The organism is Caulobacter sp. GW821-FHT11E10 (assembly GCF_058808375.1).
This window is the reverse complement of sequence record NZ_JBXARP010000005.1, coordinates 152,430-165,937: the sequence shown is the minus strand read 5'-3', so window position 1 is coordinate 165,937 and position 13,508 is coordinate 152,430. Positions and strand designations below refer to the sequence as shown.

Here is a 13,508-nt window from a genome sequence, read left to right as displayed (position 1 = left end):
GATTTTTCAAGGGATTACGATGACCTTCTATCCGACCGACCGGTTGGCCCTGTTTATCGACGGCGCCAATCTCTACTCCGCCGCCAAGGCGCTGGGCTTCGACATCGACTACCGCAAACTGCTCGACGAGTTCAAAAAGCGGGGAATCCTGATCCGCGCCTACTACTATACCGCGATCGCCGAGAACGACGACTATTCGCCGATCCGGCCGCTGGTCGACTGGCTGGACTACAACGGCTTCAGCCTGGTGACGAAACCCGCGCGTGAATTCACCGACTCCCAGGGCCGCAAGCGCTGGCGCGGCGACATGGACGTCGAGATCGCCGTCGACATGCTGCAGATCGCCGAGACGGCCGATCACCTGGTGCTGTTCTCCGGCGACGGCGACTTCCGGGCGGTCGTCGAGGCCGTGCAGCGCAAGGGTCGCCGCGTCACCGTGGTCTCGACCATGAAGAGCCAACCGCCGATGACCAGCGACGACCTGCGCCGCCAGGCCGACGACTTCGTCGATCTCGCCGACCTCGGCAACATCATCGGCCGCCCACAGCGCGCGCCACCGCCGCGTCAGTTCGCGGACAACCGCACCCCGGCCGAACGCGAATCCGATGACGAGTACTGAGATGAGCCAGGTTTCCAACATCGTCGGCGAGACCGTCCCGAACCCCGCCGAACCGCCGCGCGACTGCCCTCTGTGCCCGCGTCTGGTGGCCTATCGCCGTGAGAACCAGGATCTGTATCCCGCCTGGTTCAACGGCCCCGCGCCCTCGTTCGGCGACAAGGACGCGCGCCTGCTGGTCGTGGGCCTGGCCCCAGGCCGCAAGGGCGCCAACCGCACCGGCCGGCCGTTCACCGGCGACTTCGCGGGCGCCCTGCTCTACGAGACCTTGATCAAGTTCGGCTTCGCCACCGGCAAGTTCGAAGCCCGTCCCGATGACTCGCTGAAGCTGGTCGGCGCGGCGGTGACCAACGCCGTCCGCTGCGCCCCTCCCGGCAACAAGCCCGAGACCTCGGAAGAGAACAACTGTCGCCCGTTCCTGACGGCGCGACTGGAGATGTTCCCGAACCTGAAGGCGATCGTCACCCTGGGCGACGTGTCCCGGCGCAACATGCTCAAGGCCATGGGTCTGAAGGCCTCGGCCGGCATCCCCGGCCACGGCTCGGAGTTTCAGGCCGGCCCCTATCGGATCTTCAACAGCTATCACTGCTCACGGCTCAACACGAACACCGGCCGCCTGACGACGCCGATGTTCGAGGACCTGTTCGCGCGGGTGAAGGCGTATCTGGACGAGACCGCCTAGCGCGGCTTCATCCAGCCGTTGTCATTCAGCCAATTGACCAGCAGGCTCGGCCAACTCTTGAGCGAAGCCTGTTCCTTTCGCAGGCCCATGTTGAACGCATGGCCGCCCGCCTGGAACAGGTGGAGCTCCACCGGCACCTTGGCGGCCCGGAACTTCGGCAGCAGGTCCGCTAGCGGCGCCGAACAGCATTCGTCGTCGTTGGCGGCAATCATGAAGGCTGGCGGCGTGTCGGCCGGAACCTTGTCGGGCACGCCCAGCGGTCCGGGATAGACGAGCACATGGAAGTCGGGCCGCGAACTGGCCTCGTCCACTGCATCGAGCTTCGCGTCCTTGGCCGCGCCCTGGTAGACCTCAAGGTTCACCGTCTCGCCGCCGGCCGAGAAGCCCATCAGGCCGATCCGCTTAGGGTCGACGCCGAACTTCGCCGCATGGCTTCGGACATAACGAACCGCCCGCGCGGCGTCCTGGCGCGAGTGGTCGATCGTGTAGGGAGAGCCTTCCTCGCGGAACAGCCGGTATTTCAGCACGAAGACCGCCACGCCCTTGGGGTTCATCACCTTGGCGACGTCCGTGCCTTCCGGATGGATCACCAGCATGCGGTGGCCGCCGCCCGGCAGCACGATCAAGGCCGCGCCGGTCGCGATCTCCTTCGGCGGCAGGTAGGCTGTGATCGACGGGTTGTTGATGCTCTTGGCCCAGTACTCGGCGGCCTGCTCGGGAATGGCCTTGCGGCTCTCGAAGCCCGGCGCGCCATTCGGCCAGAGCGGGATCTGTTGCTGGGCCAAGGCCAGGCCCGGCGCCAGCAGGACCGCGGCGAGGATCAGCGCTCTCACAGTTTCACGGTCCGGCCTTCGCGGGCGGCGCGATAGATGGCTTCGATCAGGCGCACGTCCTTCAAGCCCTCCTCCCCCGACACGATCGGCTCGCGGCCCGTGAGGATGCATTCGGAAAGGTGGTCCAGCTGACCGGCGAACTGGTTCTTGCTCGCCTGAGCCGGCTCGCGTGGCCCGGTCTGGCCGTTCAGCTGCGCCCGCATCGCCTGGCCCTGATAGCTGGTGGCCGGGTCGATCTCGACCCACCCCTTGGGACCCGTGACGCGGTAGCGGTTGCAGTTGGCGCTGTAGGCCGAAACACAGTTGGCCGTCGCGCCCGATGGGAACAGGAGTTGGAAGGTGACGATGTCCTCCACCTCCTTGAAGCGCGGATTGCTCCGGTCGGTGGACTCCATGGCGTTGACGGCCACGGGCTCCTCGCCGGTCAAATAGCGGGCGGCGTTCAAGCTGTAGATGCCGATGTCCATGAGGCTGCCGCCGCCGGCCAGCGCCTTGCTCAAACGCCACTGGTTCGGATTGCCGATCGTGAAGCCGTGGTCGGCCACCACCGTCCGCACCGGCCCGAGCGCGCCTTCACGGATCAGCTTGATGGCCTCGATATTGTGAGCCTGGAAGCGGCTGCGGTAGCCGATCATCAGCTTGCGGCCGGCGGCCTTGCACGCGGCGATCATCGCTTCGCAGTCGGCCGCCGTGGTCGCCATCGGCTTCTCGCACAGCACGTGCTTGCCGGCCTTGGCCGCGCGCTCGGTGAAGGTCCGGTGCAGGCTGTTGGGCGTGACGATGTAGACGATGTCGACCTCGGGATTGTCGGCGATCCGATCGAAGGTCTCGTAGCTGTAACGGGCGCTTTCCGGCACGCCATACTGGTCGCCAAAGCGCTTCAGCTTCTCGGGCGTGCCGCTGACCAAGGCGACGAGCCGAGAGTGCTCGCAGTCGGCGAAGCGCGGCATGATGATCTGAGTGGCGTAGTAGCCAAGGCCCAGGATCGCGTAGCCCATCTTGCGCCCAGAGCCTTGGGCCGAGGCCCTCAGGGGCAGAGCGGTGACCCCGGCGGCGAACCCGGCGGCGAGGAAGGCGCGTTTGCTGATCGGATCCATGGCGATCTACCGAGCCAGGCCTGACGTCTGGGTGCGCACCCGCGCCACGACGTGGTTTGAAGTGAGGAACAGGGTCTTGCCGTCTTCGCCGAATGCGCAGTTGGCGACGGGCCCGCCGGTCTCGATGACGCCCAGCAGCTTGGCCTCCGGCGTCAGGATCATCACGCCGCCCGGCCCGGTGGCGAACAGCCGGCCCTTGCCATCGACCTTCATGCCGTCCGGCAGGCCCGGGCCGCCGGCCTTGTGCAGCTCGGACGCGTCGAAGAACACCTTCGACGAGGTCGGCAGGCCATTGGGTCCCAGGTCGTAGGCCATGATCACCGGCCGCTTGGGGTCCGAGATCGACACGTAGAGCCGCTTCTCGTCAGGCGACAACGCCACACCATTCGGGAAGCTCAGCTTGTCGTCGACCAGCGCCACCTCGCCGTTCGGACGCAGCAGATAGACGCCGTTGAACGCCATTTCCTTGGCGGGCGAAGCGTTCATGCCCTCCAGCCCGTACGGCGGGTCGGTGAAGTAGATCGAGCCCTTCAGCGCGCCGTGGCGGGCCTCGACCAGGTCGTTCGGGCTGTTGAACTTCTTGCCCTGATAGCGATCGGCCAGGATCGTCTTCTTCCTGGTCGCCAGTTCGATCTTGGTCACGGCGCGGTTGCCGCAGTCACAAGCCAGAAGCTTGCCGGCCAGATTCAGGATCGCGCCATTCGTGCCGGCCTCGCGGAAGATCTTGGTCGGCGGACCGTCGTAGCCGGATGGCCGCAGGAAGACCGTCTTGCCGTCCTTCGGGCTCCAGCGGTGCATGACGTTCCCCGGCACATCGGAGAACAGGAGATAGCCGCCTTTCCAGATCCAGACCGGCCCCTCGGCCCAGGCGATCCCGTCGGCCAGCTGCTCGACCACCGCACCGGGCGCAATGATCTCGTCCAACTCCGGCGACAGGCGACGGACGCCGCCGATCTTCGGATAAGAGAGCGTAGAAGCCTGGGCGACGAGCGATCGTCCTCCGGCGATCAGGGCGGCTCCGGCGCCAAGCATGGCGCGTCGGGTGGTCATGGCGGTCTCCGCTTCTTGATTGATCAAAACCTAGAGACCATGACAGCGATGTCACCGCAACCAAGGTTCGACTAAAGTCGTACGCGCGGCACGGCGTCCAGCCAGCGGGCGTAGGCGGCTTCGCGCTCATGATCCTTCATCGCTGGCGTCAAGGTCTCGGCGGCGGGACTGGCCTCGGCCGCTTCCTCCACCGAGGCGTACAGGCCCGCGCCCACGCCGGCGAACAGCGCCGCGCCCAAGGCTGTCATCTCCTGATAGCTGGCCCGACGAACCGGCAGACCGGTTAGGTCGGCCAAGCGCTGTGAGAACCAGGCGCTCTTGGACATGCCGCCGTCGATGCGCATCTGGGCTTCCTCGCCGAACGCCGACGGCGCGTCGGCGTGCATGGCCTCGATCAAATCCCGGCTCTGCAGAGCGCAGGAGTCGAAGGTGGCCGCGGCGATCTCGGGCAGCCCGGCGTCCCGGGTCAGGCCGAAGATCCCGCCCCGGGCCTCGGCGTCCCACCACGGCGCGCCCAGTCCGGTGAAGGCCGGCACCACGACGACGCCGTGGTCGGCCTTGGCCGCGCGCGCCAGGGCCTCGGCGGCGCGCGGACCACCGGTGATCCCGAGGCCCTCGCCCAGCCATTGGATCGCCGCGCCCGCCACGAAGATCGAGCCTTCGAGAGCGTAGGTTGTCTTGCCGTTCACCCGCGCCGCCACCGTGGTCAGCAGGCGCGAGCGCGAGACGGGTCGCTCTTCGCCGGTGTTGATCAGCATGAAGCAGCCGGTGCCGTAGGTGGCTTTCATCTGGCCCGGCGCCACGCAGCCTTGCCCCATCAGCGCCGCCTGCTGGTCGCCGGCCACGCCCCGGATCGGAACCTCGCGACCCAGCAGCTGGGCCTGCGTCGCGCCATAGTCGTCGACGCAATCCAGCACCTTGGGCAACAGCGCGCCCGGAACGTCGAAGAGGTCGAGCATCTCGGCAGACCACGCCTGCGCCGCGATATCGAACAGAAGGGTGCGCGAGGCGTTGGTGGCGTCGGTCGCGTGGACCGCGCCGCCCGTCAGCCGCCAGATCACCCAGCAGTCCATGGTGCCACACAGCAGTTCGCCGGCCTCGGCTCGCACCCGGGCGCCGGGAACCTTGTCGAGGATCCATGCGATCTTGGTCGCCGAGAAATAGGGATCCAGCAGCAGGCCGGTCACCTCTGTGACACGAGGCTCGTGGCCGTCGGTCTTGAGCCTGGCGCAGACCTCGGCCGTACGGCGGTCCTGCCAGACGATGGCCGGATGAATGGGGCGCCCCGTCGCCTTGTCCCAGATCACCACGGTCTCACGCTGGTTGGTGACGCCGATGGCGGCGACGTCGGCCGCGCGCCCTGACGCCTCAATCGCCTCGCGCAGCACCGCCACGCAGGCGGCGTAGATCTCCTCGGCGTCGTGCTCGACCCAGCCGTCGGCGGGATAACTCTGGCGCAGTGGGCGTGAGGCCTCGGCAAGAGCCTGGCCGGCGCGGTCGAACAGGATGGCTCGGGTGCTGGTCGTACCCTGGTCGAGGGCCAGAATCAGATCTTGAGCCATCCGCGCATCCTCCACTTAAGCTTGCGACATCTCGACGCGCCAAAAGACGCCGGAGTCGTCGACCTGTTTAAGCATGTTTTCATTTGGGGCCGGCAAGGTCATCCTCATCCGGTCTTCCGGATTCTAGGAGGCTGGCCATCCAAGCCGTCGAGATCGCATCGCTGATGAAGCTGGCTCGCAGCCGCGAGGCTGGCGACCGTGAACGCCTGCTCACGGGGATCATTGACCTGTGTGAGGCCGGCCAGGCCAGCGGCGAGCCGACCCATCCTGATATTCAGGCCCTGCTGAATTCCATCTTCATGACCCTGGTGGTCGAGGCCGAGCGCGACATTCGCCGCCGCCTCTCCGAGCGCCTCGCCGACGCCGAGTGGGCGCCTTCCGCCCTGATCAACATCATGGCGCTGGACGAGATCGAGATCGCCCGCCCGATCATCGCCCGCAGCCCCGTGCTTGAGGATCACGACCTGATCCGCCTGCTGGTGCAGGCCACGCTGGAACACCAGATCGAGATCGCCCGCCGCCCCAGGCTGCCCGCGCCAGTCGTCGAGGCGATCATCGGCCGCGACGAGCCGGCGGTGCTCACCGCGCTGGCCTCGAACGACACGGCCGAGATCTCGCCGGACGCCATGGGCCGTCTGGTGAACCGCTCGCGCGAGGTGGTCGCCATGCGCTCGCCCCTGGCCCGGCATCCGAAACTTTCCAGCGACCTGGCCGAGCAGCTCTATCTGCTGGTCGGCCGTACGCTGCGCGACGCCCTGACGAACCGCTTCCAGCTGGATCCCGCCAAGATGCAGGCGGCGGTGGACGACGCCCTGCGCGCGGCCCATCGCGGCGACGCCGACAACGATCTTGGCCCCGTCGAGATGGACGAGGACCGCGAGGAGATGGAGCGCTCGCTGATCGAGAAGCTCGACTCCGCGGGACAACTCCGGCCCGGCTACCTGCTACGCGTCCTGCGTGAGGGCCGCCTGCAACTGTTCGTCATGGCCCTGGCGCGGCTCGGCAAGTTCGAGGCTGCCCAGATCCGTCGCGCCATCGACAGCGGCCGCCCCGAGCTTCTGGCCCTCGCCTGCTCCGCCGTCGGCATCGACCGCAGCGTGTTCCCGACCATTCTGGAGCACGTCCGCCAGCTGAACGGCGGCCGTCCGGGCGGCGGCGAAGAAGGCGTGCGTCGCGCCGCCAGCGCCTTCGGCCCCTTCACGCCGGACATCGCCGGCATGGCGTTCCGGCAGGCCGTCGGCTCGGCCTGAGGGCCGCCTCAACGGCTGGCCCAACGGCTGGTTTGACAAGCGCACGGGCTTCCCGCCACTTGGCGCCATGTACCAAGCGCAACCCTTCGTGACTCGCCTGGCCTTCAAGTCCAGCGACCGGCCCGAGGCCCAGGAAGCGCGCGAACGCCTTACCGCCCGCTATGGCGACGTCGGCGACGAGAACGCCCAGGTGATCGTCGCCCTGGGGGGCGACGGCTTCATGCTGGAGACCCTTCACGAGGCGATCGCCAGCCAGACGCCGATCTACGGCATGAACCGGGGCTCGGTCGGCTTTCTGATGAACGAGTACAGCGAAGACGGCCTGCTGGAGCGGATCAACGCCGCCGAGCGCGCCGTCATCCATCCCCTGGCCATGGTCGCCATCGATTCCCGGCGGACCCAGCATCGGGCCCTGGCCATCAACGAGGTCTCGCTGCTGCGCCAGACCCGCCAGACGGCCAAGCTACGCATCTCGATCGACGGCAAGGTGCGGATGGGCGAACTGGTCTGCGACGGCGCCCTGCTCGCCACCCCCGCCGGCTCCACGGCCTACAATCTCTCCGCCCACGGCCCGATCATTCCAATCGACGGCCAGATCCTGGCCCTGACGCCGATCAGCGCCTTCCGCCCTCGCCGCTGGCGCGGAGCCCTGCTGCCGCAGTCGGCGCGCGTGACCTTCGAGATCCTGGAAGCCGACAAGCGCCCCGTCAGCGCGGTAGCCGACAATTTCGAGGTCCGCGACGTGTTGGAGGTCCACATTTCCGAGGATCGTGGCACCTCGCTCTCCATGCTGTTCGACGCCGGCCGCAGCCTGGAGGAAAGAGTTCTGGCCGAGCAATTCTCCGCGTGATCCCGGACCTGAGACGTTGGGTCGCAGAAACCCTGGTCTCATCCAATATTAACGCCTGCTATGTTACCGGTTCCCAACTATCCGCCGCTGGGGAGGCGAATCGTGACGAACAAGACCACCGCTGAGGTGATCCAGGTGCCAAATATGCTCAAGCTTAAAGTGGGCGGACGTGGCGGTATCGACATGGCCGCGATCGCCAAGGCCGAGGCCGCGCTAAAAAGTCTTTCGGGCAACTTCGCCCAATGGCTGAACGACGAGATCGTCAAGCTTGAGGCCGCCCGTCAGGGTGTTCGCGCCGAAGGCCTCAACGCCGAAACGGTCGAGACCCTGTATCTGCGGGCTCACGACCTGAAGGGCCTGGGCGCGACCTACGAGTTCCCGCTGATCACGCGACTGGCCGCTTCGCTCTGTAAGCTGATCGACGATCCGGACACCCGCCTGCAGGCGCCGATGTTCCTGGTCGACGCGCATATCGATGCGATCAAGGCCTGCGTCCGCGACGACATCAAGGTCGACACCCATCCCGTGGGCAAGGCTCTCTCGAACGAGCTCGAAGCGCGCGTCGCCGACTACCTCGGTCCGGCGGCCTGAACCTGAGCTTCAGGTCAGGCCGAACAGGCCTTTCAGGTACGGATTGAGCATCCGGGCCTCCGGATCCAGTTCCTGGCGCACCGCCAGGAAGTCATTCCAACGTGGATAGATCGCCCCCAGCTGCTGGCCCCGCAGCGTGTGGAGCTTGCCCCAGTGCGGGCGGCCGTCGTAGCGGCGGAAGATCGGCTCGATCAGCTCGTACAGGAACGTGAAGTCGTCACGGTAGTAGGCGTGAACCGCCACCGAACCGCGCGGCCCGCCCTGGAATGGCGACAGCCAGGCGTCGTCCGGCGCGATGCGGCGCACCTCGATCGGGAAGAAGACATCCGGACGCTCCTTCTCGATAGTCCGCACGACCTCGGCCAGGGCCTTCAGCTGGTTCTCGACCGGCAGGTGGAACTCCATCTCGTTGAAGCGCACCGGCCGCTCGGTCGACAGCAGCTTCCAGCCCTCATCGACGGCGGTCTCCGGCTTAGCGGACGACAGCAGCGCCTTGCCCGCCGCCTTGCGCAGCGGCGTCGCGAAGCCGAGCAGATTCCGCAGGCCCCGCAGCGCCTGCAGGAACTCGACGTCCTGGTCGGGACCGCGCGCCTCGGCCGGATCGTCGGTTTCGTCGTGGCTGATATTGGCCGCCAAGCCCGTGAAGGGCACGGCGTAGAACTCGAAATTGCGGTGCTGGGCCCAGCGCGCCTCGGCCTTGGCCAGCGCCTCGTCGAACGGCTCCAGCCAGACCTTGCGGCGTAGACGGCGGTTAGCGCTGGTCTTGATCCGCACCTGGGTGATGACGCCGAGCGATCCCAGCGAGACGCGGGCGGCCTGGAAGATCTCGGGATTGGTCGCGGCGTCGGCGTCGATGATCTTGCCCGAGGGGGTGACCAGCCGCAGGCCCGTGACGTCACCGTGGATGGCGCGGATCTTGGCTCCGGTGCCGTGGGTGGCGGTGCCCAGCGCGCCGCCCAAAGACTGCTTGTTGATGTCGGGCAGGTTCGGCAGCGCCCGGCCCTTCTCGGCCAGCAGCGGACCCAGGGCGCCCAGCCGTGTGCCGGTGCGGACGATCGCCTCGTCGCCCTCCCAGCCGACCAGACCCGCAATGGAGTCGAGCGAGATCAGCGTCCCGTCGGTCGGCGCCAGGGCAGTGAAGGAGTGGCCCGATCCAACCGGCCGGATCGGGGCCTGGGCGACCTTCAGCACGGTGGCCAGTTCGCCCTCGTCCTTGGGGGCCAACCGAGCCGCCGGATAGGCATGCTGGATGCCCGACCAGTTGCGCCAGAGGAGCTTGCCCTGGGCGTCGACCGAGGCCGGTGAAGGCGGCTCGGGCTTGTCTCCCGTGGCGACCACATAGGCCGCCCCCGCGCCGCCGGCGACCACCGCCGCTCCCGTACCGCCCGCGATCAGGGCCCCGCGCCTGGAGATCATTCCGCCCCCGTTTTGTTACTTGGCCGAGTCTTCGCGCCCCGCCATGAAGCGTATGAGGGCCTGGAAATCGGCCGGGGTGCAAGTCGCGCACTGCCCCGTGGCTGGCATGGCGTTGAAGCCCTGCACCGCGTGGTCCAGCAGCACGGTCTCGCCCTGTTTCCAGCGCGGGTCCCACGCGGCGCGGTCGTGGACCAGCGGCGCGCCCGTGTCCGGAATGGCGTGGCAGGCGTGGCACGAGGTTTCGTAGAGCGCCGAAAGCCGCGCACCGGCCGGGCGCAGCGCCAGGGCTTCGGCCGGGGTCGGGGGCGGTGGCGGTGGCGGCTTGCCCCCGCAGGCGGACAGGATCAGGGCGGACGCGGCGAAGACGAGCGCCCCCCTCATCAGGCGATCCCCGCCAGGCGTTTGGCCGCGGTCAGCGTATTGGCCAGCAAGCAAGCAATCGTCATCGGCCCCACGCCCCCAGGCACCGGCGTGATCGCGCCGGCCACCTGGCTAACCTCGTCGAAGGCGACGTCGCCGACAAGGCGGGTCTTGCCGGCCGCGGCGGCTTCGGGATCGCGGGCCGGGAAGCGGGTGATGCCGACGTCGATGACGACCGCGCCCGGCTTGATCCAGTCGGCCTTGACCATCTCGGCCCGGCCGACGGCGGCGACGACGATGTCGGCCTGGCGGACGATCCCCGGCAGGTCCTGGCTGCGCGAGTGGGCGATGGTCACCGTACAGTCGGCGGCCAGCAGCATCTGGGCCATCGGCTTGCCCATCAGGTTCGAGCGGCCGATGACCACGGCATTCTTGCCCTTCAGGTCGCCGATCACGTCCTTCAACAGCAGCATGCAGCCCAGCGGGGTGCAGGGCGTCAGGGCCGGCAGGCCGCTGGCCAGGCGCCCCGCGTTGAGCACCGTCAGGCCGTCGACATCCTTGTCGGGCGACAACGCCGCCACGACGTCCATCTGGTTGATGTGAGCCGGGACCGGGAACTGGACCAGCACGCCGTGGATCTTCGGATCGGCGTTCAGCTTGGCGACCACGGCCAGCAGCTCGTCCTGGGAGGTCTCGGCGGCCAGGCGATGGGTCTCGGAGTACATGCCCGCGGCCTGCGTCTGCTCGCCCTTGTTGCGGACATAGACCTGGCTGGCGGGGTCTTCGCCGACCAGCACGACCGCCAGACCCGGCGTGATCCCATGCTCGGCCTTCAGCGCCGCGACCTCCACGGCGACCTTGGCCCGCAGATCGGCCGCGAAGGCCTTGCCGTCGATGAGTTTCGCCTGCGCCATGGGGGTTCTCCTGCTTGGCCCGTCCGTAGCCGCTCGTTGTGTCATGCGCAACGCCTCCAACCGCCCGCGAAGGGGTTGACCAGGTCCCGGCCCCGGCGTGTGCTCATGGCCATGACTCAGGCCCTTCCGACTCCCGCCGCCCACGCCCGAGACCTCCTGGCCAAGCTGGGCGCGCCCGCCCTGCCCGCCGATGGCGGACAGCCGGTCCGCAACCCCATCGACGGCGCCGTCCTGACCCATGTGGCCTACGATGACGCCCGCGAGATCGGCGCCAAGGTGTCGGCCGCCTGTCACGCCTTCGAGGCCTGGCGCGTCGTTCCCGCCCCGCGCCGCGGCGAGCTGGTGCGGTTGTTCGGCGAGGAATTGCGCGCCGCCAAGCCCGAGCTCGCCGCCCTGGTCACCCTGGAGGCCGGCAAGATCGCCTCCGAGGCGGCCGGCGAGGTCCAGGAGATGATCGACATCTGCGACTTCGCCGTCGGCCTGTCGCGCCAGTTGCACGGCCTCACGATCGCCTCCGAACGCCCCGGCCACGCCATGCGCGAGACCTGGCATCCGCTGGGCCCCGTGGCGGTGATCAGCGCCTTCAACTTCCCGGTCGCCGTCTGGGCCTGGAACGCCTGCCTGGCCTTGGTCTGCGGCGATCCGGTGATCTGGAAGCCGTCAGAGAAGACCCCGCTGACGGCGCTGACTACCCACGCCATCTTGCAGCGCGCCTTGGCGCGGTTCGAGGACGCGCCGGACGGCCTCTGCTGCGTCGTCCAGGGCGGCCGCGATGCGGGTGAGCGCCTGGCCCGCGACCCACGCATCCCGCTGGTCAGCGCCACCGGCTCGACCCGCATGGGCAAGGCCGTCGCGCCCCTGGTCGCCGGGCGCTTCGGGCGCTCGATCCTGGAACTGGGCGGCAACAACGCCATGATCGTCACACCCTCGGCGGACCTGTCGCTGGCCTTGCGGGCTATCGTCTTTTCGGCGGCGGGCACCGCTGGCCAGCGGTGCACGTCACTGCGCCGGCTGATCGTTCACGAGAGCGTGGTCGACAAGGTTTCGGACGCGGTGGAGGCCGCCTTCCAGCGGCTGCCGGTCGGCGATCCACGCCACGCCAAGACCCTGCTGGGTCCATTGATCGATCGCGCCGCTTACGACGCCTTCGTCGAGGCGATGAACCAGGTCCGCGCCGAGGGCGGGAGCGTCGGCGGCGGCGAGCGCCTGCTGATCGACGAGCACCCGAACGCCTTCTATGTCCGCCCCGCCCTCGCCCGCCTGCCGGCGCCCGCGCCCTGCATGCAGCGCGAGACTTTCGCCCCCTTGCTGCACGTCGTTCCGTACACGGACTTCGACGAGGCGGTGGCGATCCAGAACGACGTCCCGCAAGGCCTGTCCTCCTGCGTGATGACCAACGACGTCCGCGAGGCCGAGGGCTTCCTGTCGGCGGCCGGCAGCGACTGCGGCATCGCCAACATCAATATTGGCCCCTCCGGCGCCGAGATCGGCGGCGCATTCGGCGGCGAGAAGGAGACCGGCGGCGGCCGCGAGAGCGGTTCGGACAGCTGGAAGCAGTACATGCGACGCCAGACCGCGACGGTGAACTATTCGGGCGCGCTGCCGCTGGCCCAGGGCGTGCGGTTCGATCTTTGAGGCGCGGCGCGAGCCGGTATTCCCGGCCTTGCCGTTCGTCCCGGCAGACGGCATAAGCCCTGACCTCGGGCTTCACGCCACGCCGGTTTAGCTCAGCGGTAGAGCAGCGGTTTTGTAAACCGAAGGTCGCGGGTTCAATCCCTGCAACCGGCACCATTCTTCAGGCCCCCTTTTCAAGGCTAGGGCGATGACCGCCACGCTCTTCCTCGATGCCGACGCCTGTCCAGTGAAGGACGAGGCCTACAAGGTGGCCGCGCGCCATGGCTACAAGACCTTTGTAGTGTCCAACAGCTGGATCCGTGTGCCGCCGACGCCGATCATCGAGCAGATCGTGGTCGCGGCCGGTCCCGACGTGGCCGATGACTGGATCGCCGAGCGTTGTGGGCCGGGCGACGTGGTGGTGACCAACGACATTCCTCTGGCCGATCGTGTGTTGAAGGCCGGCGGCGCGGCGTTGGCGCCCAATGGCAGGGTGTTTTCGGCCGACATGATCGGCTCGGCCATGGCCTCGCGGTCGATCGGCGAGCATCTGCGGTCGATGGGCGAGGTCACCAAGGGCCCCGCCGCCTTCGCCAATGCCGACCGTTCACGCTTCCTGCAGGCGCTGGATCAGCTGGTGGTCAAGGCCAAGCGCACCCTCCCCCCATCCTAG

The 13,508-nt window shown here is 68.1% G+C and carries 14 protein-coding genes and 1 tRNA gene; 8 read left to right on the top strand and 7 right to left on the bottom strand.

Annotated features, from left to right (window positions below):
* Positions 1 to 19 precede the first annotated feature (19 nt).
* Positions 20 to 619, top strand: coding sequence for a LabA-like NYN domain-containing protein (locus tag AC1RRV_RS11860; protein ID WP_492859833.1), 600 nt, complete (start codon positions 20 to 22; stop codon positions 617 to 619).
* Between the two features lies 1 nt (position 620).
* On the top strand, positions 621 to 1,298 hold the full coding sequence (locus tag AC1RRV_RS11855; protein ID WP_492859832.1) for a uracil-DNA glycosylase: 678 nt from the start codon (positions 621 to 623) through the stop codon (positions 1,296 to 1,298).
* On the opposite strand, the gene AC1RRV_RS11850 is transcribed toward AC1RRV_RS11855, so the two are convergent.
* From AC1RRV_RS11850 to glpK, 4 genes are all read right to left on the bottom strand, one after another.
* Positions 1,295 to 2,242: an alpha/beta hydrolase gene (locus tag AC1RRV_RS11850; protein ID WP_492859831.1), complete on the bottom strand. Its 948-nt coding sequence runs from the start codon at positions 2,240 to 2,242 to the stop codon at positions 1,295 to 1,297. The genes AC1RRV_RS11855 and AC1RRV_RS11850 overlap by 4 nt on opposite strands.
* The gene (locus AC1RRV_RS11845) at positions 2,128 to 3,228 is read right to left on the bottom strand and encodes a Gfo/Idh/MocA family protein (protein ID WP_492859830.1); all 1,101 of its coding nucleotides are present in this window, start codon (positions 3,226 to 3,228) and stop codon (positions 2,128 to 2,130) included. Before AC1RRV_RS11845 ends, AC1RRV_RS11850 begins: the two co-directional genes overlap by 115 nt.
* A gap of 6 nt (positions 3,229 to 3,234) precedes the next feature.
* Positions 3,235 to 4,278, bottom strand: coding sequence for an SMP-30/gluconolactonase/LRE family protein (locus tag AC1RRV_RS11840; protein ID WP_492859829.1), 1,044 nt, complete (start codon positions 4,276 to 4,278; stop codon positions 3,235 to 3,237).
* A 71-nt stretch (positions 4,279 to 4,349) separates the two neighbouring features.
* Positions 4,350 to 5,840, bottom strand: a complete 1,491-nt coding sequence (gene glpK, locus AC1RRV_RS11835; protein ID WP_492859828.1) for a glycerol kinase GlpK — start codon at positions 5,838 to 5,840, stop codon at positions 4,350 to 4,352.
* A 164-nt stretch (positions 5,841 to 6,004) separates the two neighbouring features.
* Between glpK and AC1RRV_RS11830 the strand changes: the two genes are divergently transcribed.
* The 3 genes from AC1RRV_RS11830 to AC1RRV_RS11820 all read left to right on the top strand — a co-directional run bounded on the left by AC1RRV_RS11830 (position 6,005) and on the right by AC1RRV_RS11820 (position 8,531).
* Positions 6,005 to 7,090, top strand: a complete 1,086-nt coding sequence (locus AC1RRV_RS11830) for a DUF2336 domain-containing protein (protein WP_492859827.1) — start codon at positions 6,005 to 6,007, stop codon at positions 7,088 to 7,090.
* Positions 7,091 to 7,157: 67 nt separating this feature from the next.
* On the top strand, positions 7,158 to 7,940 hold the full coding sequence (locus AC1RRV_RS11825; protein WP_492859826.1) for an NAD kinase: 783 nt from the start codon (positions 7,158 to 7,160) through the stop codon (positions 7,938 to 7,940).
* A gap of 102 nt (positions 7,941 to 8,042) precedes the next feature.
* A complete protein-coding gene (locus AC1RRV_RS11820; protein ID WP_492859825.1) occupies positions 8,043 to 8,531 on the top strand; it encodes an Hpt domain-containing protein in 489 nt (162 codons plus the stop codon).
* A 9-nt stretch (positions 8,532 to 8,540) separates the two neighbouring features.
* Here the strand turns inward: AC1RRV_RS11820 and AC1RRV_RS11815 are convergent, their stop codons facing one another.
* The 3 genes from AC1RRV_RS11815 to folD are packed head-to-tail and all read right to left on the bottom strand — an operon-like array spanning position 8,541 to position 11,221.
* Complete coding sequence (locus tag AC1RRV_RS11815; RefSeq protein WP_492859824.1) at positions 8,541 to 9,947, bottom strand: D-arabinono-1,4-lactone oxidase; 1,407 nt, start codon at positions 9,945 to 9,947, stop codon at positions 8,541 to 8,543.
* 15 nt (positions 9,948 to 9,962) lie between these two features.
* Entirely contained in the window at positions 9,963 to 10,328 is a 366-nt protein-coding gene (locus AC1RRV_RS11810) for a c-type cytochrome (RefSeq protein WP_492859823.1), read from the bottom strand.
* Positions 10,328 to 11,221: a bifunctional methylenetetrahydrofolate dehydrogenase/methenyltetrahydrofolate cyclohydrolase FolD gene (gene folD, locus AC1RRV_RS11805; RefSeq protein ID WP_492859822.1), complete on the bottom strand. Its 894-nt coding sequence runs from the start codon at positions 11,219 to 11,221 to the stop codon at positions 10,328 to 10,330. The genes AC1RRV_RS11810 and folD overlap by 1 nt, the downstream gene beginning before the upstream one ends.
* A gap of 111 nt (positions 11,222 to 11,332) precedes the next feature.
* On the opposite strand from folD, the gene amaB reads away from it, so the two are divergent.
* The 3 genes from amaB to AC1RRV_RS11790 all read left to right on the top strand — a co-directional run bounded on the left by amaB (position 11,333) and on the right by AC1RRV_RS11790 (position 13,508).
* Positions 11,333 to 12,856: an L-piperidine-6-carboxylate dehydrogenase gene (gene amaB, locus AC1RRV_RS11800; protein WP_492860100.1), complete on the top strand. Its 1,524-nt coding sequence runs from the start codon at positions 11,333 to 11,335 to the stop codon at positions 12,854 to 12,856.
* A gap of 81 nt (positions 12,857 to 12,937) precedes the next feature.
* Positions 12,938 to 13,012 (top strand) — tRNA-Thr (locus AC1RRV_RS11795).
* Positions 13,013 to 13,043: 31 nt separating this feature from the next.
* The gene (locus AC1RRV_RS11790) at positions 13,044 to 13,508 is read left to right on the top strand and encodes a YaiI/YqxD family protein (RefSeq protein ID WP_492859821.1); all 465 of its coding nucleotides are present in this window, start codon (positions 13,044 to 13,046) and stop codon (positions 13,506 to 13,508) included.